At 67.1% G+C, this 25,637-nt stretch carries 23 protein-coding genes; 10 read left to right on the plus strand and 13 right to left on the minus strand.

The window, feature by feature from the left end; genetic code table 11:
• Nucleotides 1-141 precede the first annotated feature (141 nt).
• From EKE94_RS10300 to cysQ, 3 genes are all read right to left on the minus strand, one after another.
• Nucleotides 142-1,155, minus strand: a complete 1,014-nt coding sequence (locus EKE94_RS10300; RefSeq protein ID WP_235855975.1) for a glycosyltransferase family 2 protein — start codon at nt 1,153-1,155, stop codon at nt 142-144.
• Nucleotides 1,156-1,273: 118 nt separating this feature from the next.
• Nucleotides 1,274-2,185, minus strand: coding sequence for a UTP--glucose-1-phosphate uridylyltransferase GalU (gene galU, locus EKE94_RS10305; RefSeq protein WP_127906888.1), 912 nt, complete (start codon nt 2,183-2,185; stop codon nt 1,274-1,276).
• Between the two features lie 180 nt (nt 2,186-2,365).
• Nucleotides 2,366-3,163, minus strand: coding sequence for a 3'(2'),5'-bisphosphate nucleotidase CysQ (gene cysQ / locus EKE94_RS10310; RefSeq protein ID WP_127906529.1), 798 nt, complete (start codon nt 3,161-3,163; stop codon nt 2,366-2,368).
• Nucleotides 3,164-3,321: 158 nt separating this feature from the next.
• Here cysQ and EKE94_RS10315 point away from each other — a divergent pair, with 158 nt between their 5' ends.
• The gene (locus EKE94_RS10315; RefSeq protein ID WP_127906530.1) at nt 3,322-4,143 is read left to right on the plus strand and encodes an ABC transporter permease; all 822 of its coding nucleotides are present in this window, start codon (nt 3,322-3,324) and stop codon (nt 4,141-4,143) included.
• Nucleotides 4,140-4,751 carry an SH3 domain-containing protein gene (locus EKE94_RS10320; protein WP_127906531.1) on the plus strand — a complete coding sequence of 204 codons (612 nt, stop codon included), beginning with the start codon at nt 4,140-4,142 and terminating at the stop codon, nt 4,749-4,751. Before EKE94_RS10315 ends, EKE94_RS10320 begins: the two co-directional genes overlap by 4 nt.
• Here the strand turns inward: EKE94_RS10320 and EKE94_RS10325 are convergent.
• A complete protein-coding gene (locus EKE94_RS10325) occupies nt 4,721-5,365 on the minus strand; it encodes an alpha-ketoglutarate-dependent dioxygenase AlkB family protein (protein WP_127906532.1) in 645 nt (214 codons plus the stop codon). The two genes, EKE94_RS10320 and EKE94_RS10325, sit on opposite strands and share 31 nt — an antisense overlap.
• Before the next feature lie 198 nt (nt 5,366-5,563).
• Between EKE94_RS10325 and dnaK the strand changes: the two genes are divergently transcribed.
• From dnaK to radC, 3 genes are all read left to right on the plus strand, one after another.
• The gene (gene dnaK / locus EKE94_RS10330) at nt 5,564-7,492 is read left to right on the plus strand and encodes a molecular chaperone DnaK (protein ID WP_127906533.1); all 1,929 of its coding nucleotides are present in this window, start codon (nt 5,564-5,566) and stop codon (nt 7,490-7,492) included.
• A 78-nt stretch (nt 7,493-7,570) separates the two neighbouring features.
• A complete protein-coding gene (gene dnaJ, locus EKE94_RS10335; RefSeq protein WP_127906534.1) occupies nt 7,571-8,722 on the plus strand; it encodes a molecular chaperone DnaJ in 1,152 nt (383 codons plus the stop codon).
• Nucleotides 8,723-8,804: 82 nt separating this feature from the next.
• Entirely contained in the window at nt 8,805-9,572 is a 768-nt protein-coding gene (radC, locus tag EKE94_RS10340; protein WP_127906535.1) for a RadC family protein, read from the plus strand.
• Between the two features lie 44 nt (nt 9,573-9,616).
• Here radC and EKE94_RS10345 read toward each other — a convergent pair whose 3' ends face one another.
• Entirely contained in the window at nt 9,617-11,173 is a 1,557-nt protein-coding gene (locus EKE94_RS10345; RefSeq protein ID WP_127906536.1) for a phosphate ABC transporter substrate-binding/OmpA family protein, read from the minus strand.
• A gap of 23 nt (nt 11,174-11,196) precedes the next feature.
• Nucleotides 11,197-11,949 (minus strand): translocase, encoded by a 753-nt coding sequence (locus EKE94_RS10350; RefSeq protein ID WP_127906537.1) that lies wholly within the window; start codon nt 11,947-11,949, stop codon nt 11,197-11,199.
• Between the two features lie 86 nt (nt 11,950-12,035).
• Between EKE94_RS10350 and EKE94_RS19060 the strand changes: the two genes are divergently transcribed.
• Nucleotides 12,036-12,164 (plus strand): hypothetical protein, encoded by a 129-nt coding sequence (locus EKE94_RS19060; RefSeq protein WP_268878280.1) that lies wholly within the window; start codon nt 12,036-12,038, stop codon nt 12,162-12,164.
• A gap of 87 nt (nt 12,165-12,251) precedes the next feature.
• Here the strand turns inward: EKE94_RS19060 and secA are convergent, their stop codons facing one another.
• Nucleotides 12,252-14,954, minus strand: a complete 2,703-nt coding sequence (gene secA, locus EKE94_RS10355) for a preprotein translocase subunit SecA (protein WP_127906538.1) — start codon at nt 14,952-14,954, stop codon at nt 12,252-12,254.
• A gap of 178 nt (nt 14,955-15,132) precedes the next feature.
• On the opposite strand from secA, the gene EKE94_RS10360 reads away from it, so the two are divergent.
• The 4 genes from EKE94_RS10360 to EKE94_RS18660 all read left to right on the plus strand — a co-directional run bounded on the left by EKE94_RS10360 (nt 15,133) and on the right by EKE94_RS18660 (nt 18,165).
• Nucleotides 15,133-16,110, plus strand: coding sequence for a peptidylprolyl isomerase (locus tag EKE94_RS10360; RefSeq protein ID WP_127906539.1), 978 nt, complete (start codon nt 15,133-15,135; stop codon nt 16,108-16,110).
• Nucleotides 16,111-16,122: 12 nt separating this feature from the next.
• Nucleotides 16,123-17,478, plus strand: coding sequence for a bifunctional glutamate N-acetyltransferase/amino-acid acetyltransferase ArgJ (gene argJ, locus EKE94_RS10365; protein WP_127906540.1), 1,356 nt, complete (start codon nt 16,123-16,125; stop codon nt 17,476-17,478).
• A complete protein-coding gene (gene mutT, locus EKE94_RS10370) occupies nt 17,478-17,876 on the plus strand; it encodes an 8-oxo-dGTP diphosphatase MutT (RefSeq protein WP_127906541.1) in 399 nt (132 codons plus the stop codon). Before argJ ends, mutT begins: the two co-directional genes overlap by 1 nt.
• Before the next feature lie 151 nt (nt 17,877-18,027).
• Nucleotides 18,028-18,165, plus strand: a complete 138-nt coding sequence (locus EKE94_RS18660) for a hypothetical protein (protein WP_164870884.1) — start codon at nt 18,028-18,030, stop codon at nt 18,163-18,165.
• Between the two features lie 153 nt (nt 18,166-18,318).
• Here EKE94_RS18660 and infB read toward each other — a convergent pair whose 3' ends face one another.
• The 6 genes from infB to EKE94_RS10400 all read right to left on the minus strand — a co-directional run bounded on the left by infB (nt 18,319) and on the right by EKE94_RS10400 (nt 25,551).
• Nucleotides 18,319-20,826, minus strand: coding sequence for a translation initiation factor IF-2 (infB, locus tag EKE94_RS10375; protein ID WP_127906542.1), 2,508 nt, complete (start codon nt 20,824-20,826; stop codon nt 18,319-18,321).
• Nucleotides 20,823-21,461, minus strand: a complete 639-nt coding sequence (locus tag EKE94_RS10380; RefSeq protein ID WP_127906543.1) for an RNA-binding protein — start codon at nt 21,459-21,461, stop codon at nt 20,823-20,825. Before EKE94_RS10380 ends, infB begins: the two co-directional genes overlap by 4 nt.
• 23 nt (nt 21,462-21,484) lie before the next feature.
• Nucleotides 21,485-23,116, minus strand: coding sequence for a transcription termination factor NusA (gene nusA, locus EKE94_RS10385; RefSeq protein ID WP_127906544.1), 1,632 nt, complete (start codon nt 23,114-23,116; stop codon nt 21,485-21,487).
• Between the two features lie 24 nt (nt 23,117-23,140).
• Entirely contained in the window at nt 23,141-23,731 is a 591-nt protein-coding gene (gene rimP, locus EKE94_RS10390; RefSeq protein ID WP_127906545.1) for a ribosome maturation factor RimP, read from the minus strand.
• 260 nt (nt 23,732-23,991) lie between these two features.
• Nucleotides 23,992-24,675 carry a CDGSH iron-sulfur domain-containing protein gene (locus EKE94_RS10395; RefSeq protein WP_127906546.1) on the minus strand — a complete coding sequence of 228 codons (684 nt, stop codon included), beginning with the start codon at nt 24,673-24,675 and terminating at the stop codon, nt 23,992-23,994.
• A 144-nt stretch (nt 24,676-24,819) separates the two neighbouring features.
• Nucleotides 24,820-25,551 (minus strand): endonuclease/exonuclease/phosphatase family protein, encoded by a 732-nt coding sequence (locus EKE94_RS10400; RefSeq protein ID WP_235855976.1) that lies wholly within the window; start codon nt 25,549-25,551, stop codon nt 24,820-24,822.
• Nucleotides 25,552-25,637: the final 86 nt, after the last annotated feature.

The raw sequence follows: 25,637 nt of genomic DNA on the forward strand, positions 1-25,637 counted from the left end.
ACGGGCTGGGGGCGCGGCGCGACCACACGCCCATGCCCGACAGTGCCTCCCCCTCCACACGCCGCCGCCCCCGGGATGCGTGGGCGCCCGGCGGCGATCCGGCGGTGCCGCGCGGGGGCCCGGCGGTCGGCTCTGGCCGGCTCAGCGCCGCATCAGGCCCAGCGCCTCCAGCCCCTTGGCCCCGTCGTAGGTGGCCGAGGTGTCGGACCAGAGGACGGGGCCCGCGATCAGCCCGTCGTAATAGCCGTCAAAGGCCTCCGGGTCGCCGAAATGCTGGCGCCTGCGCTTTTCCTCGGCCGAGCGGGAAAGGATCGAGGGCAGGAACTTGGTATGCAGCAGCACGCCCGAGGGCTGCGCGCCGCCGGGCCCGTCGTAAAGCCGGTTCAGCCGCCGCGGCAACATCGCGTGGGTGGAATTGACGTAGACATAGCCCCGCCGCCAATGGACGAAGGGCAGCTTGTTCAGTGTCGGCGACCGTCGCGGCATGTCGGCAAAGAACATGCGTTCGCGCACGCCACCCTGCACCCACAGGTTCTCCATCGGGGACTGCCGCACCGCGCGATAGGGGCCGGCGTCGAAGTGGCGCAGAAGCCGGGTCGGATCCTCTCCCGCCGCGTAGGGCTGCGCCCCGAGCGGGCCGCGCGGGTAGAGGTCCAGCATCAGCGCCCCCATCGCCGCGCGCCCCCCCGAGGCGAGCCGCCCGGAAAGATCGGGCAGCGACAGGGTGTCGTGGTCGGGATAGACCAGCAGCTCGTCCGCATCGACGGTGACGCACCAGTGCCCGGTGCCGTGGCGCCGCAGCAGCCAGTTCGCCCAGTCGAGCCCGAAGCGCGCGGCCTTGTAGCCCGCCTGCGTGTGCCACAGCGACACGTCGGGCGCGCCGGTCAGGATCTCGGGCCCGGCATCGTCGCTGGCGTTGTCGACGATCAGGAAATGCCCCACCCCCAGACGCCGGTAATGGTCCAGGAAATACGGCAGGCGCTGCGCCTCGTTGCGGATCACGGCGACGACAAGGATCGCGCCGGGGCTGATCGCGGCGGTCCGGTCGGTCACCGGGGTCAGCGCATGGCGGGCGCGGAACGCCCGCCACAAAAGCCGCCGCCGTTTCAGCCGAAGCCGGTAGGCGGCCCAGGGGGACAGGCGCGCCCCGCTCACCGCTGAGCGACGGGGGTGGCGCCGCACCGCGGGCCCGGGGTCGCGCAGGGACCGATCCCGAGGACCGCGGCACGGCGGGGTCGACCGAGGCGCGCCACGCGCCGCGGGGTCGCGGGCATCAGCCCGCCGTGCCCTGGCCCGAAGGTCCCTGCGCATCCATCAACTCTTCGAGGTAGGTCGAGAATTCGCCCCGCAGGTCGGGCCGCGACAGCCCGAAGGCGACCGTCGCCTGCAGGAACCCGGCCTTGGAACCGCAGTCGAACCGCTGCCCGCGGAAGCGCAGGCCGTACACACCCTCTTCGCTGTCGATCTCGGCGGCGATCGCGTCGGTCAGCTGGATCTCGCCCCCGGCGCCGGTCTTCTTCTGCGACAGCGCCCGCATCACCGACGGCGTCAGGATATAGCGGCCGATCACGGCAAGGTTCGAAGGCTCTTCCCCCGCGGGCGGCTTTTCAACCATGCCCTTGACCCGCAGGAGCGGGCCGTTCTGCTCGGCGATGTCGAGCACCCCGTACGAGGACGCCTTTTCTGCCGGAACTTCCATCGCCGCGACCATGCAGCCGCCGGTTTCCTCGTAGGCCTCGGTCATCTGCTGCAGGCAGGACTTGTCGTCGGTGGCGATCACGTCGTCGGGCAGGATGACGGCGAAGGGTTCGTCGCCGATCAGCCGGTTGGCGCACCAGACGGCGTGGCCCAGCCCCAGCGCACGGTGCTGCCGGATATAGGCGATGGCCCCCGAATCCATGTTGGTGTGGTCCAGCGCGTCGAGGATCTCGGTCTTGCCCTTGGCCTTGAGCGACGCTTCCAGCTCGGGGGCGTGGTCAAAGTAATCCTCGAGCGCGCTTTTCCCGCGCGAGGTGACGAAGATGAACTCGGTGATGCCCGCGGCGCGGGCCTCGTCGATGGCGTACTGGATCAGCGGCCGATCGACGAGCGTCATGATCTCCTTGGGGATGGACTTCGTCGCAGGGAGGAACCGCGTCCCCAGCCCGGCGACGGGAAACACGGCCTTGGTGACCTTGCGTTGCAGATTAGACATTGTCTTACGTCCCGCAGAGGCCCGGGCCGCGCCAAGCGCATCGCCCGGGGGTTTAAAAGTGCTGGGCCGATTAAAGCATACCGCGCAACGCCTTACCACTGCCGCAAGCCGGGGTATGCGAAGATCCCCGGCTGTCGGCCCGGTCGTCCGCGCCCCGGCTCGGGCCCCGGGTCAGGCAGGCTGCAGATCCACCCCCGGCGCATAGGCGATGAAGAAAGGGTTGGCGAACCCCGCCTTGCCATAGGCCAGCGGGCTATGATCGTCGAACCGCACGACATGGCCGCCGGCCCCCGACAGCACCGCGTGGCCCGCGGCGGTGTCCCACTCCATCGTGCGGCCAAGCCGGGGATAGAGGTCGGCCTCGCCCGTGGCGACAAGGCAGAACTTCAGCGAGGACCCCGCGCTGGTCATGTCGCGCACGGCATACTTGCCGATATAGTCGTCGGTCGCCTGATCACGGTGCGATTTCGACGCCACGACCATCAGGGCCGAGGTATCGGGCGTGCTGACCTTCAGGGGTGCCGTGGCGCCGGGGGCCTCCTTGGCCATGTCGCCCGTCTCCTCGACCGACCGGCCGTCGGCATCGGTGTAGAACAGCCGCCCGCGCGCCGGGGCATAGACCACGCCGCGCACCGGCACGCCGTTTTCGACATAGGCGATGTTGACGGTGAAATCGCCGCGGCGCTGCACGAACTCCTTCGTGCCGTCCAGAGGATCGACGATCAGGAAGGTCGACACCTCTTGCGTGTGCGAAGCGGCCTGTTCCTCGGTCACCAGCGCGACGTCGGGAAAGGCGCGCCGCAGCCCCTCCGAGATGAGGGCGTCGGCGGCTTCGTCCGCCTCGGTCACCGGACTGGCATCGGCCTTCGATTTCACTTCGAAATCGTCGGCCCCGTAGATCTCCATGATCCTGTCCCCGGCTTCCAGCGCGAGGCGCCGCATGACCGTCGTGAGCTTCTGGAAATCCACAATACCTCCTGCGCAAGACCGCGCGATTGCCTGAATGCCGTCACGTTCTTATGCTTTGACATCGACCGGACGGCAAGATTTGCATCCCCCGCAAAGGGCGGACTCCAGACACGGGCGAAACCCGAGGGGCCCCGGCCCCACAACCGACGGCGAGGCACATGTTCGAACGCAGACGCTCCGCGACGACGATGAGCTCGGCCGCCAGCATCTTCGAGCTGATCTACCACAACACCGTGCGCAGCGTCCGCAAGACGCATGCCAACGCGGTAATGGCGATCATGATGAACATCCTGCAGACGGTCGTCTTCGTGATGGCCTTCTACCTTCTGTTCGTCGTGCTGGGCATGCGCGGCAACGCGATCCGCGGCGATTTCATGCTTTACCTGATGTCGGGGATCTTTCTTTACATGGTGCACACCCGCACCGTGCAGGCGATCATGCGCTCCGAGGGGCCCGCCTCGCCGATGATGAAGCACGCGCCGATGACGACCGCGGTGGCCATCGCCTCGGCGGCGCTGGGGGCGCTTTACGTGCAGGTCCTGTCGATGGGGCTGGTGCTTTACGTCTATCACGTGGGCTGGGGCCCGATCCACATCCACGACCCCGAGGGCGCGTTCGCGATGATCGCGCTGGCGTGGTTCTCGGGCCTGGGCGTCGGCATCATCTTCCTCGCGATCAAGCCCTGGGCGCCGAGCTTCGCCAACATGGCGTCGATGATCTACACCCGCGCCAACATGATCGCGTCGGGCAAGATGTTCGTGGCAAACCAGCTGCCCGGATACATGCTGGCGTTCTTTTCGTGGAATCCGCTGTTTCACACGATCGACCAGGCGCGGGGCTTCACCTTCATCAACTACTTTCCCCACAATTCCAGCGTGACCTACCCGATCTGGGTGTCGCTGGCGCTGCTGATGGTCGGCCTGATGGGCGAGTTCTATACCCGCAAGCATGCCTCGATGAGCTGGAGCGCCCGGCGATGAGAGCGCTGGCTCTGATCCTTGCCACCCTTCTCGCCCTGCCGGGGGCCGCCGAAGCGCAGGACCCGGACTGGCCCGCGCTTTACGACGTGCAGGGCGTGGCAGACGACGACACCCTCGCTATCCGCGAGGTGCCGGATGCCGGCGCCCGCATCCTGGGCGAGCTGCCCGCCGACGCCACCGGGGTCGAGGTCACCGCCCCCGACCATACCGGCGACTGGGGCCGGGTGAATCACGGCGAGGGCACTGGCTGGGTGGCGCTGGCCTATCTGTCGCGGCGGCCCGGGCAGGACGCGATCCCGCGGGTGCTGCACTGCGCGGGCACCGAACCCTTCTGGTCGCTCGACCTGACGCCGAAGGCCACGACGTTTTCGCCCGTCGACGGCACGGCCATGGCCGCGGGCAGGGCGCGGGCCCAGATGGCCGAGGGGCGCGCCGACCGGTTTTCGTTCCGCGCGTGGCGGCAGGGCGACGGGCTGACCGGGGTGGTCGCGCGTTCCGCCTGCTCGGACGGGATGTCGGGGCGGGCCTATGGCCTGACGCTGGATCTTTTGGTGCTGCGGGCGCAGGGCGCCACGCATTACGCGGGGTGCTGTTCGCTGGCCGACTGATCCCCGGCCCGATCCACCACGCGCAGGGTGACGTTCACCCGTCCGCCCTGTGGCAACAGGGTGGAGGTGCCGAAGCGGATGCGGTCGACCCCGTGATAGGCCAGCCGCGCGGCGCCGCCGATCACCACCACGTCGCCCGAGTGCAGCCAGATGCTGTCGGTCGACCCGCCCCTCTCGGTCCCGCCCATGCGGAACAGCGCGTCATCGCCGAGGCTGAGCGACAGGACCGGCCAGGTGAAATCGCCCTCGTCGCGGTCCTGGTGCAGCCCCATCCGCGCGCCTTCGCCGTAGAAGTTCACGAGGCATGAGTCGGGCACCCGCCCGAGCCCCGTGGCCCGGTCCCAAAGATCCAGGACCGTGCCCGGGATCGGCGGCCACGGCGTGCCCTGCGGGTGGCGCGGTTCATAGCGATAGCCGCGGCGGTCGGTGATCCACCCCAGCCGCCCGGCCGAGGTCATGCGCACCGTCATCTTCTTGCCCCAGCGCGTCTCTGGGTGAACCAGAGGGGCGGCGCGGATGACGTCGCGCAGCTCGGCCAGCATCGTCTCCTGCGCGGGGCGGTCCAGCGCGCCGGGCAGTACGCGGAACCCGCGGATATCAAGCTCGGTCGTCATGCCCTCACCCCTGACGGATGCCGGATATTTTTGCAACACCGATGCCCGGGCCTGCGCTTGCAGGGCAAAATCCCTCTCCCTATATACGGTCAGACCCCGGCCGGAGGCCTTGCCTTCTGTGGGGAAACTGGGATTGAGGGGGGATGCCGCCCCGCGGGTCCGCCCTCGGACACATCGCCAATGAGAGGATTGAAGAGCATGGCCAAAGTCATCGGTATCGACCTCGGCACGACCAATAGCTGCGTTGCCATCATGGACGGGTCGCAGCCGCGCGTGATCGAGAATGCTGAAGGGGCGCGTACGACGCCCTCGATTGTTGCCTTTACTGACAACGAACGGCTCGTCGGCCAGTCTGCCAAGCGGCAGGCGGTGACGAACCCCACGAACACCATCTTCGCCGCCAAGCGTCTGGTCGGTCGCCGCACCACCGACGCCGAGGTCGCGAAGGACCGCGACAACCTCCCCTACAACATTGTCGACGGCGGCAATGGCGACGCATGGGTCGAGGTGAAGGGCGAGAAGTATTCGCCCAGCCAGATTTCCGCCTTCACGCTGCAGAAGATGAAGGAAACCGCCGAAAGCTATCTCGGCGAAGAGGTCACGCAGGCGGTCATCACCGTCCCGGCCTACTTCAACGACCAGCAGCGTCAGGCCACCAAGGACGCCGGCAAGATCGCCGGTCTCGAAGTCCTGCGCATCATCAACGAACCCACCGCGGCCGCCCTGGCCTACGGGCTCGACAAGAAGGACGCCAAGACGATCGCGGTCTATGACCTCGGCGGCGGCACCTTCGACATCACCATCCTGGAAATCGACGACGGCCTCTTCGAGGTGAAGTCGACGAACGGCGACACCTTCCTTGGTGGCGAAGACTTCGACATGCGCATCGTGAACTACCTCGCCGAGGAGTTCAAAAAGGAGCATGGCGTCGACCTGTCCAAGGACAAGATGGCCCTGCAGCGCCTGAAGGAAGCCGCCGAGAAGGCCAAGATCGAGCTGTCCAGCGCCAGCCAGACCGAGATCAACCAGCCGTTCATCTCGATGGACAAGGACACCGGCTCTCCGCTGCACATGGTGATGAAGCTCACCCGGGCGAAGCTGGAAAGCCTGGTCGGCGACCTGATCAAGAACTCGATCAAGCCCTGTCAGGCCGCGCTCAAGGATGCCGGCATCTCGACCGGCGAAATCGACGAGGTCGTCCTGGTCGGCGGCATGACCCGCATGCCCAAGGTCGTCGAGGAAGTGACCAAGTTCTTCGGGAAAGAGCCCCACAAGGGCGTGAACCCCGACGAGGTGGTCGCGCTGGGTGCGGCGATTCAGGCCGGCGTTCTGCAGGGTGACGTGAAGGACGTCGTGCTGCTGGACGTGACCCCGCTGAGCCTGGGGATCGAGACGCTGGGCGGTGTCTTCACCCGCCTCATCGACCGCAACACCACGATCCCGACGAAGAAAAGCCAGATCTTCTCGACCGCCGAGGACAACCAGAACGCCGTGACGATCCGGGTCTTCCAGGGCGAACGCGAAATGGCCAGCGACAACAAGCTGCTGGGCCAGTTCAACCTTGAGGACATCCCGCCGGCGCCGCGCGGCCTGCCGCAGATCGAGGTGACCTTCGACATCGACGCCAACGGCATCGTGTCGGTCAGTGCCAAGGACAAGGGCACGAACAAGGAGCAGAAGATCACGATCCAGGCGTCGGGCGGTCTGTCGGACGACGAGATCGAGAAGATGGTCAAGGAAGCCGAAACCAACGCCGAGGCCGACAAGGGCCGCCGCGAACTGGTCGAGGCGAAGAACCAGGCGGAAAGCCTCATCCACTCGACCGAGAAGTCGATGGAAGAGCACTCCGACAAGGTCGACCCCACCACCATCGAGGCGATCGAGCTGGCCATCGCGAACCTGAAGGAGCAGCTGGAAACCGAGGACGCCGGCAAGATCAAGTCGGGCATCCAGAACGTCACCGAAGCGGCGATGAAGCTGGGCGAGGCCATCTACAAGGCCGAGCAGGCGAAGGCCGACGGCGGCAATGACGACTCGGACGACAGCGACAACGGGCCGCGCGACGTCGATGACGACATCGTCGATGCCGACTTCGAGGACCTGGGCGACGACAAACGCGCCTCCTGATTTGGGCGCCTTTTGAACATGACGCGACCGGCCTGTTCCACCGGGCCGGTCGTTTCATTTGTCAGAGGATTTGACCATATGGCGAAGCGCGATTTCTATGACGTGCTCGGGATCTCGAAAGGTACGGGGGCCGACGAGATCAAGAAAGCCTATCGCAAGAAAGCGAAAGAGCTTCACCCCGACCGGAATTCAGACAACCCTCAGGCCGAGGCCCAGTTCAAGGAAGTGAACGAGGCCTATGATGTCCTGAAGGACCCCGAGAAAAAGGCCGCCTATGACAGGTTCGGCCATGCCGCGTTCGAAGGCGGAATGGGCGGCGGCGGCGGTGGCCCCCGTGGCGGTGCCTACCAGGGCGGCGATTTCGCCTCGGCCTTCTCGGACGTGTTCGACGATCTCTTCGGCGACATCATGGGGGGCCAGCGCGGCCGCGGCGGCCAACGGGCCACGCGCGGATCGGACCTGCGCTACAACATGCGCGTGTCGCTGGGCGACGCCTACCAGGGTAAGCAACGCACGATCTCCGTTCCCACGGCGGTCCAGTGCGAGGTCTGCCATGGCAGCGGCTCGGAAGGCGGGGCCGAACCGCAGACCTGCCCGACCTGCGCGGGCATGGGCAAGGTCCGCGCCCAGCAGGGGTTCTTTACCGTCGAACGCACCTGCCCAACCTGTGCTGGCGCGGGACAGATCGTCAAGAACCCGTGCTCGGCCTGCGGCGGCGCCGGCCGCGTGCAGAAAGAGCGGTCGCTGTCGGTGAACATCCCCGCAGGCGTCGAAACCGGCACCCGCATCCGCCTGGCCGGCGAAGGCGAGGCGGGGCTGCGCGGCGGACCGGCGGGCGATCTTTACATCTTCATCGAGGTGGAAGAGCACCCGTTGTTCCAGCGCGAGGGGCATCATCTTCATTGCCGCGTTCCGGTGTCGGTCACCACCGCCGCCCTGGGCGGGGATATAGAGGTGCCGACCATCGAAGGCGGTCGCAGCCGGGTGAAGGTCCCTGCCGGGTCGCAATCGGGCAAGCAGATGCGCCTGCGTGGCAAGGGCATGCCCATGCTGCGCGGCGGCGGCGCGGGCGACATGTATATCGAGCTGGCCGTCGAAACCCCGGTGAACCTGTCGTCGCGGCAAAAGGACCTGCTGCGCGAATTCGACAAGCTGAGCGAGGACAACAATCCTGAAAGCTCGTCGTTCTTCTCGAAGGTAAAGACCTTCTGGGACGGGATGAAGGGCTAGTCCCCTCGGGGCCGGGCGCGACCTTTCGGGCGCCCGGCCGGTTCTTAACCGCCTGTTTACCCTCAGGGCCAAATCTGCCTGAATGAAACAGGGAAATTTCGACGAAGCGGGATTGCCGCTCTTTACAGGCGCAGAGGCTGCTGCCTCCGCTGCGGGGATGACGTCGGACGGAAGGACGCCGTCCTACATCCGCGACCACCGCAAGCGGTTGCGCGACCGCTTCATGATCGGCGGGGCGCAGGCCATGCCGGATTACGAACTGCTGGAGCTTGTGCTGTTCCGCGCGATCCCGCGGCAGGACGTCAAGCCGCTCGGCCGACTGCTGCTTGAGACCTTCGGCGATTTCAACCGTGTCGTGTCTGCCTCGCCCGAGGCGCTGCGCAAGGTCAAGGGCGTCGGCGAGGCGGTTGTGCAGGAGCTCAAGATCGTGGAGGCCGCGGCCCACAGGCTGGCCCGCGCCCGGGTCATGCAGCGCCCGGTGATCGGTGGGTGGGACGCGGTGCTGGACTATTGCCACACCACGATGGCCCACCGCGAAACCGAACAGTTTCGCATCCTTTTCCTCGACCGCAAGAACGTCCTGATTCAGGACGAAGAACAGGCCCGCGGCACGGTCGACCATGTCCCGGTCTACCCGCGCGAGGTCGCGAAGCGGGCGCTGGAACTCAATGCGTCGGCGCTGATCCTCGTGCACAACCACCCCTCGGGCGATCCCACGCCGTCCGAGTCGGATATCGCGATGACCCGGCGGATCGAGGCGGCGCTATCGGCAGTCGACGTGACACTGCATGACCACCTGATCGTGGGAAAGGAAACCGAGCTCAGCTTTCGCGGCAGCGGCTACCTCTAGCAGCGGCTATCTCTGGCAGCCGCCACCTCTAACACCGGTGGCACCTAATCCAGCCACACTTCGACCCGGCGGTTGATCCGCCGACCCCACTCGACCTCGTCGCAGGCCATCGGCATCGCCTCTCCGAAGGATGCGATGCGCAAATCCAGTCGGTTCTGCGCCCCGTCATCCAAGGGCTCCGCCGCTGCCTTGGACACCGCCGCGCGCACGGTTTCCGCCCGGGCCCGGGCCAGGCGACGGTTGGTCGCGGCCGGCCCCACCCCGTCGGAGAACCCCACGAACAGCAGGCTGCGGTCGGCGAAAACGCCGCGGTTCAGCGCCTGCGCCAGAAGCGCCACGTTCGACCGGGATTGCGCGTCCAGCCGCGACGAGCCGTCTTCGAACCGGAAGGTCACGCTAAGCCGGGCCCGGTCATCCAGCGCCGCCACCATGCCCTGCAACTCGTCCAGCCCGGTGTCACCGCCCGCCCGCGCGATCGCGTTGGCGAACCGCGCGCCTTGGGAATCCAGCGGGATCGCCTGCGGGAACTGATCGACGAAGCCCGTGCGCCGCACCACCGGCTGCGCCCCGGGCGAGACCGCGAAATCGACGAAATCGCGCGCCACCTCGGGCAGCCGCCAGGGCGGAAGGTAAAGGAACAGCGGCGTGGTCAGCGGATAATCCTCAGTCTTGAGGCTGCGGTCCGTGGCCTCGGCCGGATAACCGCAGGGCCCGATCAGGCGCAGCGGCACCGCGTTGCCCTGGTTGGCAAAGCTGCCGATACCGACCGCCATCGGATCGCGTGCCACGGCATCGGCCACCGCGGCCAGGTCAGGATGGCGCACGACGGCGTCGCCGACCGGCCGCGACTGGGCGGCGCGGCGCGCGAAGGCCTGTGTCAGACCGTCCGATGCCGGGCCCAGGTGCAGCGTCACCGGGTCGCCCGACGCCCCCGCCATCCCGCGGCCACCGTAGAGCCGCGCCAGATCGGTCATCGAGATGTCGCGCAGCGGGCTGGCCGCCGACACCAGCGGCACGATCGCGTCCAGCCCGACGATGCGGGCCAGCCGCGGCGCGCCGAACCCCTCGACTCCGGCGGATCGCGCGAATTCGACCTCCGCGGGCAGCACCTCGCGCAGGGCCATGACGATCTCGGCCTCTCCGGCCAGGAAATCCGCGACGCCCTCGTCCGTATCGACGAGGTGAAAGGTGAACCGGGCGATCACCCGTCCGGCGGCAGGGTCGGTCAGGTCCAACTGCAGGCGGTCCGCCCCCGCCTCGACCCGCTCCGCGGTATAACCGCGGCGCAGGGCAAAGGACTCTACCAGGGCCGGCATCAGCACCTCGCCCATCCGCCGCGCGCCGGAAAAGCCCACCTGCGCGACGAAAGCGTCGCGCGCGGGACAGGCCTCGCCCGTGCAGGCAAGCGGCCCGCCGTCCAGCGTGACGACCCCGACCTCGGGCACGTCGAGACGAAAGAATTCGCCGTCGAACGACAGGAATTCGCCGGTGACACTGATCCCGCCGTCTGGCGAGGCGAGCGTGACGGGCGCCGCGGCGAGGCTCATGGCCCCCGAAACAAGGAAAAGCGCGGCAGCGACTGCCGCGCGAACATGATACATGACGGGTCCGGAGCTTCCTCTACTCACCTTGCGGCGATCTTGAGGTCCCGCAGCAGGTTTTTCAACACCACGATCTCGCCCACGGCATCGCATCCGGGCATCGCGAGCGACAGGGTGCGGACATGTTGCAGGCCGTCCGCGTCGCTTTGCAGGGTTTCGGCGCGGATATCGCGGCCGCAGGTGGTCTCGGTCACCGCGGCTTCGACCGACAGCGTGACCGTGCCGGGCTGCGCGGCTTCGCGCGGCAGGGTGTAGACCTCGGCCAGCAGCGGATCTGGCAGCGCGGGGTCGCCCAGCTCGGTCAGGAAACCGCCCTGCCCGTTGACGGCACGCGTCACCTCGCCCGGCGCATCGGCCCAGACATGGCCGGCATCGCCGAAGCCCGCCCCGAATTCCAGCGCGTGCAGGTGCATGCCCGCCTGCCCTTCCCACTGCAGGGCCACGTGGGTCAGGTCCGGTCCCTCGGGCATCTCGACCCGGGTGGACAGGATATCCCCGCCGTCGATGGCAAGCTCGACCTCGGGCCGCGGGGTGAGCGCGGGCAGCGCAACCATGTAGGTGCCGTCGTCCGCGATGCTGTCGGCAAAGAGCAGAGGCCCCTGCCGCAGTTCGATCCGATTGCCCGCGTGGCAGGGCGCGGTGAGCGTCAGGTGAACCATGCCGCCCGGCACGGCCATCCCGGTCAGCGAGGGCTGGCAATCCGCGGCAGTATCGGACGCGCCGCCCGCCTGACCCCGGGCCTGCGGAGCCTCCGCCCCCCCCGGAGGCCGCAGCATCGGCTAGCCTGTCGCCATCGTCGCTGCCCTGCAATGCCGCGCCGGGCGCGGCGCTGGTTTCGGCCGGACGCACGGACCCGGCCTCGGTGGCGGGCGTCGGTCCGGTCGATTGCAGAAAGACCAGCGCCGCGGCGCCGGCGACGGTCACGGCGGCCACGCGCAAGGTCGTTCTGGACGATTTCAGTTCCATGGGCCTGCTCTCCCTCGATCTCTGAGGTTGAGCCCTACGCCCTGAATCGGCCGCTCAGATGGCGGCCGACGGGCGGGCTTTGGGACATTTCAGGCCAGATTTCGGAAGGAACTCAGGAAAGCTGGCCGTGGCAGTGCTTGAACTTCTTGCCCGATCCGCAAGGGCACAGGTCGTTGCGCCCCGGGTTGCCCCAGGTCGTGGGGTCCGATTCGACGAACCCCGGCGCGGCGGCCTCCGCCTCGGCCTCGCCCTGCGGCGGCGTCGCCTCGGCCGCGGCCTGCATCGCACGGCGCTGCTCTTCGATTCGGGCGATCATCGCCTTCTGCTCGTCCTCGCTGAGCGGACGGATTTGCGACAGCTTGCGCGTCACCTCGGCCCGCAGCGTGTCGAGCAGGCTTTCGAAAAGCTGGAACGCCTCGTTCTTGTATTCGTTCAGCGGATCGCGTTGCGCGTAGCCGCGGAACCCCACGACCGAGCGGAGATGTTCCAGCGTCAGCAGGTGTTCGCGCCACTTCGCGTCGATCGTCTGCAGCAGGATCTGCTTTTCGATCCGGCGCATGCTGTCCGGCCCGAACTGCGCGGCCTTGGCGGCCATGAACTCGTCCGAAGCCTTTTCCAGCCGTTCGCGCACGATCTGGTCGTCGACGCCGTCCTCTTCGACCCACGCCATCACCGGCACGTCGACCCCGAGCGTTTCCAGCGCGGCCACGTACAGCCCCTCGCCGTCCCACTGGTCGGCATAGCTTTTCGCGGGGATGTGGGTGTCGACGATATCGTCGACGACCTGGTGGCGCATATCCTCGGCGATTTCATGGATATCGGTCGATTCCATGATCTCGCGCCGCTGGGCAAAGATCACCTTGCGCTGGTCGTTCATCACGTCGTCGAACTTGAGCAGCTGTTTGCGGATGTCGAAGTTGCGGCCCTCGACCTTCGCCTGCGCCCGTTCGAGCGACTTGTTGACCCAAGGGTGAACGATGGCTTCGCCTTCCTTCATCCCCAGCGACGACAGCACCTTGTCCAGCCGCTCGGACCCGAAGATGCGCATCAGGTCGTCTTCGAGGCTGAGGAAGAAGGACGACCGCCCCGGATCGCCCTGACGGCCCGACCGGCCACGAAGCTGGTTGTCGATCCGGCGGCTTTCATGCCGCTCGGTGGCCAGGACGAACAGCCCGCCCGAAGACAGGACCTTCTCCTTGTCGCTGGCATGCTCGGCCTCGATCCGGGTGCGCACCTCGTCGGGGTGCACGTCGGGATCAGCGGCCAGCGCCTGCAGCACCTTCATCTCGACGTTGCCGCCCAGCTGGATGTCGGTGCCTCGGCCGGCCATGTTGGTCGCGATGGTGACGGCGCCAGGCTTGCCCGCGTCGGCCACGATCTCGGCCTCCTGTTCGTGCTGGCGGGCGTTCAGCACGTTGTGCCGCAGACCTTCCCTCTCCAGCATCGCCGACAGCGCCTCTGACTTCTCGATCGAGGTGGTGCCGACCAGGACGGGCTGGCCCTTGGCATGCGCGACCTTGATCGCCTCGACGATGGCGGCGTTCTTTTCCTTCGCCGTGCGGTAGACGGCGTCATCCTCGTCGACCCGGGCGATGGGACGGTTCGTCGGAACCTCGACCACGCCCAGCTTGTAGATTTCCAGGAATTCGTCGGCCTCGGTCGCGGCGGTGCCGGTCATGCCGGACAGCTTGTCGTAAAGGCGGAAATAGTTCTGGAAGGTGACCGACGCCAGCGTGATGTTCTCGGGCTGGATGTCGACGGCTTCCTTCGCCTCGATCGCCTGGTGCAGGCCGTCGGACAGGCGCCGCCCGGCCATCATCCGGCCGGTGAACTCGTCGATCAGGACGATTTCGTTGTTGCGGACGATATAGTCCTTGTCCTTGGTATAAAGCTTGTGCGCGCGCAGGCCCTGGTTGACGTGATGCACGAGGCTGGTCGACTCGGGGTCGTAGAGCGTCTGCCCCTCGGGCAGGATGCCCGCCTGGCTCAGGTGCTGTTCGAGAAAGTCGTTGCCTTCCTCGGTAAAGGTCACGTTCCGCGTCTTTTCCTCGAGCTTGAAGTGCTCGTCGGTCAAAAGCGGGATGACCGCGTCGATGGTGCGATACAGATCGCTGCGGTCTTCGGAGGGGCCCGAGATGATCAGCGGCGTCCGCGCCTCGTCGATGAGGATCGAGTCGACCTCGTCCACGATCGCGAAGCCGTGCCCGCGCTGGTACATGTCCTTCAGCTCGGACTTCATGTTGTCGCGCAGGTAGTCGAAGCCCAGCTCGTTGTTGGTGGCATAGGTGATGTCGGCGGCGTAGGCCTCGCGCTTTTCGGCATCGGGCTGCTGGGGATAGACCACGCCGGTGGTCAGCCCCAGGGCACCGTAGACCTTCGACATCCATTCGGCGTCGCGGCGGGCGAGGTAGTCGTTGACCGTGACGATGTGCACGCCCTTGCCCGACAGCGCATTCAGGTAGGCCGGGAAGGTGGCGACCAGCGTCTTGCCCTCGCCGGTCTTCATCTCGGCGATATTGCCCTGGTGCAGGAAGATCCCGCCCATCAGCTGCACGTCGAAGGCCCGCAGACCCAGCGCGCGGCGCGCCGCCTCGCGGCAGTTGGCAAAAGCTTCGGGAAGAAGATCGTCGAGGCTTTCGCCGCCCGCCGCCCGCTGCTGCAGGCTCGCGGTGCGGGCCTTGATCTCGTCGTCCGAGAGGTTCTGGAATTCATCCTCGAGCGCGTTGATCTTCTGAACCAGTGGCTGTGTCGCCTTGACCTTGCGGTCGTTCGGCGTTCCGAAGACCTTCTTGGCAACCGTTCCGATACCCAGCATGCGTTCTCCTGACGACTTCGTGCGAGGCGATCGCTTGCCCGGCAGGGCCTGCCGCCGTAGACAAGGCGCAATCGTATCGCGGCCCCCTCGCTCGGCCACAAGGCGATGTAAGGGGGCCGCTATTCAGTGTCAACGTCGGGGCCCAGCGGTCCCGGCGCCCATATAGGAAGGATTCCAGATGTCCGCCACGCGCTCGCTCTGGCTCGCCACCGCCACCGCCGCCCTCTTCGCGTTCCCGCTGACCGCGCAGGAGAACACCTCGGACACCGCCTCCGATCCCGCCGCCACCCCTGCCGAAACCGGGACCACGACCGATACCCCCGTTGAAACCGAAGGGGAAACCGCAGGAAACGCCGCCGAAGACGGGGCCGCGCAGACCCCCGCCTCGGACGTGACGGCCGACACCGTCGTCGCCACCGTGAACGGTACCGACATCACCGTGGGCCACATGGTCGTGCTGGGCGAACGCCTGCCCGAACAATACCAGTCCTTGCCCGACGAGGTGCTGTACGACGGCATTCTCGAACAATTGATCCAGCAGACCGCGCTGGGCGCGCAGGCGGGCGATCCCACCGAGCGGACCGAGCTGGTGCTGGAGAACGAACGCCGCGCCCTGGTCGCGCAGCAGGTCATCGAAGAGGCCGCCCGCACCGCCGTCACCGAAGAGGCCGTTCAGGCCGCCTATGAAGAGGCATTTGCCGACGCCGAGCCGCAGACCGAATGGAATGCCTCGCACATCCTCGTCGAGTCCGAGGAAGAGGCGCAGGCGATCATCGAAGAGCTCGACGGCGGCGCCGATTTCGCGACGCTGGCCGAAGAACGCTCGACCGGGCCCTCGGGCCCGTCGGGCGGCGAACTGGGCTGGTTCGGGCCCGGCATGATGGTCGCGCCCTTCGAAGAAGCGGTGCAGGCGCTGGAAACCGGCGAGATCTCCGACCCCGTCGAAACCCAGTTCGGCTGGCACGTGCTGAAGCTGAACGAGACCCGCCAGAAGGACGCGCCGCCGCTGGAGGAGGTCCGCGGCGAGATCGAACAGCAGGTGCAGCAAGCCGCCGTCGAGGCGCTGATCGCAGAGGCGACGGCCAATGTCGACGTCACCGAGGGCGACACCCAGATCGACCCCGCGGTGATCCGCGACAGTTCGCTGTTCGAATAAGGCGACGCGGCAATGGCCAAGAAGAAGAAAGAGGTCAAGGCGCTGAAAAAGAAGGTCTCGAAGCTGAAATCGAAGCTTCAGGACCGTTCCGCGGCGGGTGATGCCGCCGCTGCGGCACCGGCCAAGAAAAAGGCGCTGGCGGTATCCCCGCTGGCGCCTGAAACGTTTCCCGACCTGCCCGATATCGCGGGCGTCCGCTTTGCCTCGGGCGCGGCCGGGGTACGTTATGCGGGCCGCACCGACGTGATGCTGGCCGAGCTTGCGGCCGGCACGACGGTGGCCGGGGTGTTCACACGCTCCTCCACCCGCTCGGCATCGGTCCTCGACTGCCAGGCAAAGCTTGGGGGCGACCCGGCGAAGGGCGCCGCGATCCTCGTGAACTCGGGCAACGCCAACGCCTTCACCGGCAAGCATGGCGAGGATTCGGTGACCGCCCTGTCCACCGCGGTGGGCAAGACGCTGGGTGTCCCCGCGGCGCGGGTCTTCACCGCCTCGACCGGGGTGATCGGCGAACGCCTTCCGCATGACCGCATTACCGACAAGCTGGCCGAGCTCAAGGACGGTTTGGCGGGCGACGGCATCGCCGGCGCGGCGCGGGCGATCATGACCACCGATACCTTTCCCAAAGGGGCGATGGCCGAGATCGAGGTCGCCGGCACACCGGTGCGGATCGCCGGGATCGCCAAGGGGTCGGGCATGATCGCGCCCGACATGGCGACCATGCTGGTCTACATCTTCACCGATGCCGACGTCGCCCAGCCTGTCCTGCAACGGATGACCGCGCAGGCCGCGGACGAGACGTTCAACTGCATCACAGTCGACGGCGACACCTCAACCTCGGACAGCGTGCTGGTCGCGGCCACGGGCAAATCGGGGGCCAAGCGCATCGGCGACATGCGCGCGGCGGGCGCCCGCGCCTTCCGGGCGGCCCTGACGGATGTGATGCGCGACCTCGCGCACCAGGTGATCCGCGACGGCGAGGGCGCGACCAAGTTCGTCGAGGTGCGCGTCTCGGGCGCCGACACCCCCGCGGACGCCCGCAAGGTGGCGCTGTCCATCGCGAACTCGCCGCTGGTCAAAACCGCCGTGGCGGGCGAGGATCCCAACTGGGGCCGCATCGTCATGGCCGTCGGCAAGTCCGGCGCCAAGGCCGACCGCGACACGCTGTCGATCCGCTTTGGCGACGTGCTGGTCGCGGAAAAGGGATGGGTCGCGGAAAGTTACCGCGAAGAGGATGGCGCGGCCTACATGAAGCAGTCCGACCTCGTGCTCGACGTCGACCTGGGGCTGGGCAAGGGCCGCGCGACGGTCTGGACCTGCGACCTGACGGACCGCTACATCGCCATCAACGCGGACTACCGCTCCTGATGCGTGTGGTCCTGGTATCGGCCGTCGCGCTTATCGATCGCGACGGCCGCGTCCTTCTGGCGCAGCGCCCCGAAGGCAAGTCGATGGCCGGCCTGTGGGAGTTTCCGGGCGGCAAGGTCGAGGAGGGCGAAACGCCCGAGGCCGCGCTGATCCGCGAACTGCACGAAGAGCTGGGCATCGACACCTGGGAAAGCTGTCTCGCCCCGCTGACCTTTGCCAGCCATAGCTACGACGACTTCCATCTGCTGATGCCGCTCTACGCCTGCCGCAGATGGCAGGGCACGCCCGTCGCCAAGGAGGGGCAGACCCTGTCGTGGGCCAGGGTCGGTGAACTGCGCAGCTACCCTATGCCGCCTGCAGATATTCCGCTGATCCCGATTTTGCGCGACTGGCTGTAGACAATTTGCAACACTTCTCCGACGCAAGCCTCCGAAAATTAAGGGTTTGCTTACCTTATGTGCAGTTAATCTGGAGATGCGCATAATTTGTCGGTGAAAGTTTAAAAGTTTTTTGTCAGTCTATCGGAACCGTCAGCAAGGAGGCTTAGTGATGGTGAAGACGATCAAGATTGGAAGTTGCGCCTCGGTTCAGGGGCAGGTTGTTCGGTCGCTTGATGACGGTCGCGTCGTTATCCAGCTGGGCGAACGTGTCTATACCGGTTTCCCCGTCGGCCCCCGCGCCGCCTGATAACGAAACCGGACGACAGCCCCCGACCGGGGCAAGGCATATCGGCAGACATGAAAAAGGGCGGCCCGCGGGCCGCCCTTTTTCATGTTCCGTAGGATGCGAGGGCGCGACCGGGCGGGCCCCGGTCAGGGGCGCCGCCGGTCGTTGCCGGCATCAGGTCAGCGAGCGTTCGACTTCTTCGCGTTCGAAGATCTCGATCACGTCGCCTTCGCGGATGTCTTCGTAGCGCTCGAAGGCCATCCCGCATTCCTGACCCGACTTCACCTCGGAAACCTCGTCCTTGAAGCGCTTGAGCGTCTTCAGCGTGCCTTCGTGGATCACCACGTCTTCACGCAGCAGGCGCACACCGGCCGAGCGGCGGGCCACGCCTTCGGTAACGAGGCACCCGGCAACCTTGCCGACGCCCGTGACCTTGAAGACTTCGCGAATCTCGGCGTAGCCGATGAAGTTCTCGCGGATCTCGTTCGACAGCAGGCCCGAGGCCGCCGCCTTCACGTCGTCGACGAGGTCGTAGATCACCGAGTAGTAGCGAATCTCGACACCCTTCTGGTTCGCGGTGTTCCGGGCCGAAGCATTGGCCCGCACGTTGAACCCGATAACCGGAGCGTTCGACGCCTCGGCAAGACCCACGTCGCTTTCGGTGATGGCGCCGACACCCGAATGCAGCACGCGCACGCGTACCTCTTCGTTGCCGATCTTCTCCATCGCCTGAACGATCGCCTCGGCCGAGCCCTGCACGTCCGCCTTGACCAGGATCGGCAGCTCGGAGACGTTCTTGTCCTCCTTGGCCTTCGCCATGAGCTGTTCCAGCGTCGTGGCGGCACCGGCCGCGGCACGCTTGTCCTTGGACTGCTGGTGCCGGTATTCGGCGATCTCGCGGGCCTGACCTTCGGTGTCGACGACGTTCAGGACGTCGCCCGCCTCGGGCGTGCCGTTGAGACCCAGAACCTCGACCGGGACCGAGGGCCCGGCTTCGTCCACGCGCTCGCCCTTGTCGTTGACCAGAGCGCGGACCTTGCCCCACTGCTCGCCCACGACGAAGATGTCGCCGCGCTTCAGCGTGCCGTTCTGCACCAGAACGGTCGCGACCGGGCCACGGCCGACGTCGAGCTGCGCCTCGATCACCGCGCCCTGCGCGGACCGCGTCGGATTGGCCTTGAGGTCCAGAACCTCGGCCTGCAGCGCGATGGCTTCCAGCAGATCGTCCAGACCCTGACCGTTCAGCGCCGAGACCTGCACATCCTGCACGTCGCCGGACATCTTTTCGACGATGACCTCGTGCTGCAGCAGATCGGTGCGCACCTTGTCGGGGTTCGCCGACGGCTTGTCGCACTTGTTGATCGCCACGATCATCGGGACCTTGGCGGCCTTGGCGTGATTGATGGCCTCGATCGTCTGCGGCATCACGGCGTCATCCGCCGCGACGACCAGCACCACGATATCCGTCACCTGCGCGCCACGGGCCCGCATCGAGGTGAAGGCGGCGTGGCCGGGCGTATCGAGGAAGGTCAGCGTCTTCTTGGTCGTGGGATCCTCGACCTGGTAGGCGCCGATGTGCTGGGTGATGCCTCCGGCCTCGCCCGACACGACCTTCGCCTGGCGAATCGCATCCAGCAGCGAGGTCTTGCCGTGGTCGACGTGGCCCATGACGGTGATGACCGGCGGACGCGACTGCAGATCCTCGGCCTTGTCCTCAACCATGTCGATGACCTGCTCGACGTCGGCGTCCGAGACGCGGACGACGCGGTGGCCGAAGTCTTCGATGATCAGCTCGGCGGTGTCGGCGTCGATGCTCTGGTTCTGGGTCGCCATGATGCCGTTCTGCATCAGCGACTTGACCACGTCAGCCACGCGTTCCGCCATGCGGTTGGCCAGTTCCGAAACGACGATCGCCTCGGGAAGCTGAACGTCACGCACGACCTTCTCGCGCTCGACCCGGCCGCCCATCGCTTTCTGACGCGCGCGCTCCTGCTTGCGCTTCATCGAAGCGAGGCTGCGCTGGCGTCCGCCCTCGCCGCCCGAAAGCGCCTGGTTCAGCGTCAGCTTGCCGCCGCGGCGGTTGCCGTCGTCGCGCGTCTTGGCGGGTTTCGGCGTCCGGTCGCGGGTGTCGCGGTCGTCGCGCCGGGTCGTCGCCTGGGACTTGCCGCCGCGCGCCGGATCGTCGGCGACGGGCCCGGGGCCGGCCTGCGGGGCGGGGTCGGCCGCCTTCTGGGCGGCGCGGGCCTTGGCCTCGGCCTCTTCGCGGACGCGGCGCTCGTCTTCCTCGGCCTTGGCGCGCAGGGCATCCTCGCGCTCGCGCTCTTCGCGCTCCTTGGCCTCCTGCTCGGCACGGCGACGCTCGCGCTCTTCCGCGCGGGCCTTCTCTTCCGCGGCGCGGGCTTCGGCTTCCTCGGATTCGCGCGCCTTGGCGGCGGCGAGCGCCTTCATGCGGCGTTCGAGTTCGGCGTCAGTAATTCCTGCGGGGCGTTTCTTGGGGTCGCCCACGGGGCCGGCGTTAGCCGACGGCTTGTGGCCACCGGGCTTCGGCACGACCACACGCTTGCGCTTGGTCTCGACCACAACGTTCTTCGTCCGCCCGTGCGAGAAGCTTTGCTTCACCGAGCCGGAGCGCGGGCCATTGCCGCGCAGACCGAGGGTCTTCTTGCCGTCATTCTCGCTCATATGGTCTTCTTCACCTTCCCGGCGGACCCATCTCCACCGTCATCGTCTGCGCGAACGCCCGATAGCCGCACGGCGTCATCCCTGAACGCGTCAGTGAGTCCGCCTGCGGCAAGCGCCGCATGTATCACATGTTCCCGCCCGAAAGCCAAACCCAATTCGGTCGCGGTCAGGATGTCGAAGAACGACCCCCGTCCGCCGGGGCGATAGAGTTTCGACTTGCCGCGCGCAGACCCGTCGGAGGCCTGCAGCAGGATCGTCGCCTGGCCCTTGTCGAGCCAGTCCTTGGTCTTCTCGAACCCGGCGACGGCGCGGCCCGCCTTGCGGGCCAGTCCCAGCCGGTCGGTCACGCGGCGCAGAAGCGCCGCCTCGACATCCGCGATCAGCGTGTCGGGCACGGTGACCTGACGTTTCGCTCCGCGCGAGAACAGGCGCTTTTTCACCGCCAGTTCCAGCGCGGAGCGTTCCGCGCTGACCCAAATGCCGCGGCCGGGCAGCTTGCCCGCCACGTCGGGATAAATCGCATCATCGGGACCGGTCACGAAACGGATCAACCCCCGCTTGGGGTTGACCTCGCCCGTGGCGATGCACTTGCGTTCGGGATCTTCCCGAAGCTTTGTCCGGCCGCCTCGCGTCATCCGTCCTCCGGTCTGGCGAGGCCTCAGGCCCCGGTGGTCTCTTCCGCGTCGTCGCCTTCGGCATCGTCGTCGGCGTCGGCCTCGTCGGCTTCCATTTCGGCCGGGTCGACCCAGCCCAGCTGGATGCGTGCGGTCATCACCATGGTCTGCGCTTCTTCGAGGCTGACGTCGAACTTTTCGAGCACGCCGTCATCTTTGACCCGTTCGCCGTCGACGGTGGTCCAGCCACCGGCCAGCTCCCAGTCGGCGCAGGTCGCAAAGTCTTCCAGCGTCTTCACGCCGTCTTCCGCAAGCGCTTCGATCATCTGGGGTGTCAGGCCCTCGAAGTCAACCAGGCTGTCCTCGACCCCCAGTTCGCGGGCATGGTCAAGCGCCTTCTTGTTCTGCTCTTCGAGATAGTCGCGGGCCCGCGCCTGAAGCTCTTCGGCGGTGCTTTCGTCCACCCCGTCGATCACCAGAAGCTCGTCGGATTCGACGTAAGCCACCTCTTCGAGCGAGGTGAAGCCTTCGGAGACCAGCAGCTGGGCGAAGAATTCGTCCAGGTCCAGCGTGTCCATGAACAGCTTGGTGCGTTCCTCGAACTCGGCCTGGCGGCGCTGGCTTTCCTCTTCCTCGGTCATGATGTCGATGTCGAGCCCGGTCAGCTGCGAGGCAAGCCGCACGTTCTGACCGCGCCGGCCGATGGCGAGGCTGAGCTGCTCGTCGGGCACGACGACCTCGATCCGCTCGGCATCCTCGTCGAGCACGACCTTGCTGACCTCGGCCGGTTGCAGCGCGTTCACCAGGAAGGTCGGCAGATCCTCGTTCCACGGGATGATGTCGATCTTTTCGCCCTGAAGCTCGTTCACGACGGCCTGCACGCGGCTGCCGCGCATACCGACGCAGGCGCCCACGGGGTCGATCGAGCCGTCATAGGAGATGACGCCGATCTTGGCGCGGCTGCCGGGGTCGCGGGCGACGGCCTTGATCTCGATGATGCCATCGTAGATTTCCGGCACTTCCATCTTGAACAGCTCGGCCATGAACTGCGGATCGGTCCGGCTGAGGAAGATCTGCGGGCCGCGCGCCTCGCGGCGGACGTCCTTGATGTAGACGCGGATGCGGTCGTTCGGGCGATAGCTTTCACGGCCGATCTTTTCGTTCCGGCGCAGCACGCCTTCGCCACGGCCGATATCGACGATGACGTTGCCGTATTCCTCGCGCTTGACGAGACCGTTGATGATCGTGCCGGCGCGGTCCTTGAATTCCTCGTACTGGCGGTCGCGCTCGGCCTCGCGGACCTTCTGCAGGATCACCTGCTTGGCCGACTGCGCGGCGATCCGGCCCATCTCGACCGGCGGCACCTCGTCGCGGATCTCGTCGCCGACCTTGGGATCGGCGAGGTAATCCTTGGCCTGCGCCACGGTCAGCTCGGCCTGGTAGTTCTCCAGCAGGTCGTCTTCGACCACGGTGCGGACGCGGGTGAAGGTCGCGCGACCGGTCTTGCGGTCGATCGCGACACGGATGTCCATCTCGGAGCCGTAGCGCGACTTCGCGGCCCGGGCGAGGCTTTCCTCCATCGCCTCGACGACGAGGCCGGGGTCGATCATCTTCTCTCGCGCCACGGCCTCGGCGGTTTGCAGAAGCTCAAGCTGGTTGGCCGATGTGATCGCCATTGATCGTTACTCCTGTTGCGGCTCTCAGCCGTTATCCTCGTCATCGTCCAGCGCGGTTTCGACCGCATCGAACTGTTTCTCGTCGATCTCGCCCGCGTTCTTGCGGCTGCGCAGCACGTCGCGGATCAGGTCGTCGGTCAGCACCAGCTTGGCGTCGGACAGCCAGTCGAACTGCAAACCGATGGTCAGGTCCTCGCCCTGCTCCTCGATCTCGATCAGGACCTCGCTGCCCTCGGTCCCGGCCAGCGTGCCCTTGAACCGCTTGCGCCCGTCGATCAGCTCGTTCGTCTCAAGCTTGGCCACGTAGCCCTGCCAGAGGTCGAAATCCTTGAGCCGGGTCAGCGGTCGGTCGATGCCGGGCGACGACACCTCGAGAGCGTAGGCATCCTCGATCGGATCCTCGACGTCGAGCGTGGCGCTGACCGCGGTCGAGATCGTGGCGCAATCGTCGACCTCGATCCCGCCATCGGGCTTGTCCGCCATGATCTGGACAGAGGGTTTCTTGCCGCCCTGATAGCGGACGCGCACAAGCTCGAATCCGAGATCTTCGATCACCGGGGTGATGATCTCGGCCAGCCTGCGGTCGATCTGGGCTTTGGCGATGAGGTCCGACAAAAGGGGTCTCCGGAAACAAAGAAACGGGCGCGCGGCCCGTCATGATAAGCATCCGGTGGAGCCTTCGGGTTTGGACCCCGACGCGCCGCTGTCAGTCGCGATATAGCCGCCGCGCGCCGGCTTGGCAAGGGGGCGCGACGTCAACCAAGGTGATCGCCCGCGCCCATGGCAGCCCCTGCGTCGCCACAGACCATCGGCGCCGGCCATCGACGCCGGCCATCCATACCGGCCATCGGCGCCGACGCACGGGGCCTGCGGGGTCAGTCGCCCTGCCCGCCGGTATTCTCCTCTTCGTGGCTCTTCCACTCAAGCTTGGAATGCGACCCGTCGCAGAAGGGCTTGTTCGTCGACAGGCCGCAGCGGCACAGGGTATAGCGGTCGGGGCTGGCCCCCTCGCCCGCAGGGCGCCAGTCCTGCAGCTCGATCCGGGTGACGTAAAGCGGCCCGTTCGCTTCGGCGACGATGCCGGGGCGGTCCCCTTCGATCAAATGTTCGGGGGTGCCGCCATCCTCGACCAGCCGCAGCGCCCCCGAGGGGCAGCCGCGCACCGCGTCGCGAATCCGGTCGAGCGGATAGTCGCCGCGATCGGGATGGATCCATGGCCGCTGGTCGGGATCGAAGGCCTCGGGCGCACGCTTCACGCAGACCGCGGCGTGCGAGCAGACGAGCGGGTTCCACAGGACGTCGACCCGGCCGGTGTAGGTCTTGACCTTGTCCTCGAAATAGGGCTCGGCCTCGGTGTCGTCGCGCACCCCGCAGCGGGTGTGCACCCGGTTGCACAGCGGCTTGGTGCCCGACCGACCGCAGCGGCACAGGACGGTCTTGTCCTCGCCGGTTTCGACATCGCTTCCGTCCTCGTCGACGACCCGGACAGGGCCATGGACGATGAAGGGGCCGTTGGGCTTGACCTCGATGCTGGTGGCTTTGTCGTCCTGATCCGACATGGCTGCGCTCTCCCGGGTGTCGCGTTCCAATCGCAACGCGGCAGGTCCGCGGGCGTTCCCGAGAGGCGACCGGGCTTGGCGGGCGGGATTCGGGGGCCGGTGGCGGGTCCGGCCCGATGCGACGCGACGCGGACCGAAGGTGCGTCAGGCGACGCGCGCGATCTCGGCCCAGATCGGCAGGTGGTCGGAGGCACGCCGCGCCAGCGGGGTTTCCAGCACCCCGCAGCGTGGCAGGTCGATGCCCCGGCCATGTGCGATCCGGTCGAGCGAGGCCATGGGCAGAGAGGCATGGAAGCTGCGCCCGGGGTTCAGGATCTCGAATCCCTCGCGCAGCGGATCAAGCCCGGATCCGTCCTGCCATTCGTTGAAATCGCCCGAGATCAGCGTGTGCGGCAGGCGGTCGGACCCCAGCGCCCTGCGGATCGCAAGCAGCTGCGACACCCGGCACCTGCGCCGCAGCCCAAGGTGTACGCCCACGACGACCAGCTGCCCGGCGTCGGGCGTTTCGACCGTCACCGCCACCGCGCCGCGCGGCTCGATCCCCGGCAAGTCGATCCGTTCGACCCGGTCGATCGTCAGCGGGCGGCGCACCAGCACCGCGTTGCCGTGCCAGCCCAGGCTGACGGGCGTCGTGGCCACCGGCGCGACCTGGTAACCCATGTCGCGCAGCACCCCGCGATCCAGCACCGAGGGGCGCGGTTTCAGCCGCTTGTCGGCCTCCTGCAGGACCACGACATCGGCCTGTGCGCTTTCGATCACCTTGAGGATGCGCGCCGGATCGCGGCGCCAGTCCAGCCCGACCGCCTTGCGGATGTTGTAGCTGAGTAGCTTCAGCCCGCCCGCCTGCGGGGCCATCTTGAAACCTGCCGTCTGCATCCGCTTGGCTCCTTTCCAGCCGTGCCCGTCGCCGTGCCCGTCCATTCCGTCCCACCCGTCTTCGCCGCCCCTGCGCACCCGCCCCG

It is taken from the genome of Mesobaculum littorinae, from assembly GCF_004011175.1.
Lineage (GTDB): Bacteria > Pseudomonadota > Alphaproteobacteria > Rhodobacterales > Rhodobacteraceae > Tranquillimonas > Tranquillimonas littorinae.